Source organism: Gilliamella sp. Pas-s25 (assembly GCF_009795885.1).
Lineage (GTDB): Bacteria > Pseudomonadota > Gammaproteobacteria > Enterobacterales > Orbaceae > Gilliamella.
The window spans coordinates 1-1388 of the sequence record NZ_WTEV01000067.1 but is presented as its reverse complement, the minus strand read 5'-3'; the positions used below and the strand labels follow the sequence as shown (position 1 = coordinate 1388).

The window sequence follows — 1388 nt, the reverse complement described above, 5'->3', positions numbered from 1 at the left end:
ACACTGTCTAATATTTTGGTGAGGATCAATTTTCTTTTGTTAGTTGGGGGAAGCTTGCTTTGTAGGTTTAAAAAGTAATAAGTAAATCCACCACGATTAATAGGATTCATAAGAGATATCAAACATGAACTATCAATTAAATAAAATGAGTAAATTTTTAAGTTACATTTTAAGGCATCAACCAGAAGCTATTGGTATAACCTTAGATACTGAAGGATGGGTCGATATTAATGTCTTGCTCCTACAAGCTAATCAACATGGTGAATCACTTACCAAAGAATTAATCGAAGAAGTTGTCAAAACAAGCGATAAAAGACGTTTTATGATTTCAGAAGACGGTTTAAAAATACGCGCAGCACAAGGACATTCAACTCAACAAGTTAAAATTAAGTATGTTGAACAAGTACCACCCGAATTTTTATATCATGGTACAGCAACGCGCTTTATTGATTCAATAAAAAACAAGGATTAATTGCAGGTGATCGCCATTATGTCCATTTATCTATTAATGAACAGACAGCTAATGCTGTAGGGAAACGCCACGGTAAACCTATTGTATTAAAGGTAAAGGCCTTACTAATGCATCAACAAGGCTTTAAGTTTTATCTAGCTGATAATGGCGTTTGGTTAACCAATAATGTTCATACTGGCTTTTTAATATTTGACTAAATCTAATTCAGACCTCTCAGCTTTATATTGGGCTGATTCTGCTTTGGCTAGTTCAAACCAAGTTAAAAAATTGTCTAAATGATATCGGTTTTCCCAAGAAGGTTCTTCCCCATTATAACCATAATCATGAAAATATACCTTCGGATCTCCACTTGTATCATTTCCATCAAAGCAGGCTAAAATAATGTATCCATCATTAAAAAAACCCGATTGATCGTTAGCAATGGCAAAAGGTATTAAAGGATGATTTGTATATTTTATTAGCATTGAGCCGTAATAACTTAATGACATCCCTATATCTTGACATAAAAAAGACCATGGCTCAATATGAATAATATTATTATTCTTTACAGTATCAACATAGCTTTTAGGAAAAGCAAAGCCGTTGGGTAGTATAGGAAGATTATATAAAAATATATTTGACATTACTGTTTACCTTTTATTTTAGGAGGTTGTATTGAACCATTTGGGTTTTGTTTCCCAAAACCTCCAGATTGTTTATTTATACGTCCTTTAATTGCTTCACCCCACGTTTTATATTGTTCCCAACCTCGAGCTTTTTGAATTTCTGGCGTTAGTCTATCATTAAAATAACGAATAATAACTCGAACATCAATGCCTGCTTCTCGTGCAGCTATAATTCGAGTATTATCCATACTCGTTAATTTTCCATCTGGCATTTTTACTACATTGATCCTCGCCAAAATATTAGACAGTGC

The 1388-nt window shown here is 33.2% G+C and carries 1 protein-coding gene and 2 pseudogenes; 1 reads left to right on the top strand and 2 read right to left on the bottom strand.

All coding sequences use genetic code 11. The annotated features are described in order from the left end of the window. The first annotated feature begins 124 nt into the window (after nt 1–124). A pseudogene (locus GQ593_RS14365) lies at nt 125–669 on the top strand (RNA 2'-phosphotransferase). On the opposite strand, the gene GQ593_RS13275 reads toward GQ593_RS14365, so the two are convergent. Together GQ593_RS13275 and GQ593_RS13715 are read right to left on the bottom strand one after the other, a co-directional pair. Next, nucleotides 655–1095, bottom strand: a complete 441-nt coding sequence (locus GQ593_RS13275) for a hypothetical protein (protein ID WP_160432457.1) — start codon at nt 1093–1095, stop codon at nt 655–657. The pseudogene GQ593_RS14365 and the gene GQ593_RS13275 overlap by 15 nt on opposite strands. Continuing rightward, nucleotides 1095–1388, bottom strand: a pseudogene (locus GQ593_RS13715) (hypothetical protein); the annotation flags it as partial. The gene GQ593_RS13275 and the pseudogene GQ593_RS13715, both read right to left, overlap by 1 nt.

Coding starts and splice junctions, on each gene's coding strand:
- GQ593_RS13275 (WP_160432457.1), bottom strand. CDS start 1,095: ATGTCAAATATATTTTTATATAATCTTCCTATACTACCCAACGGCTTT.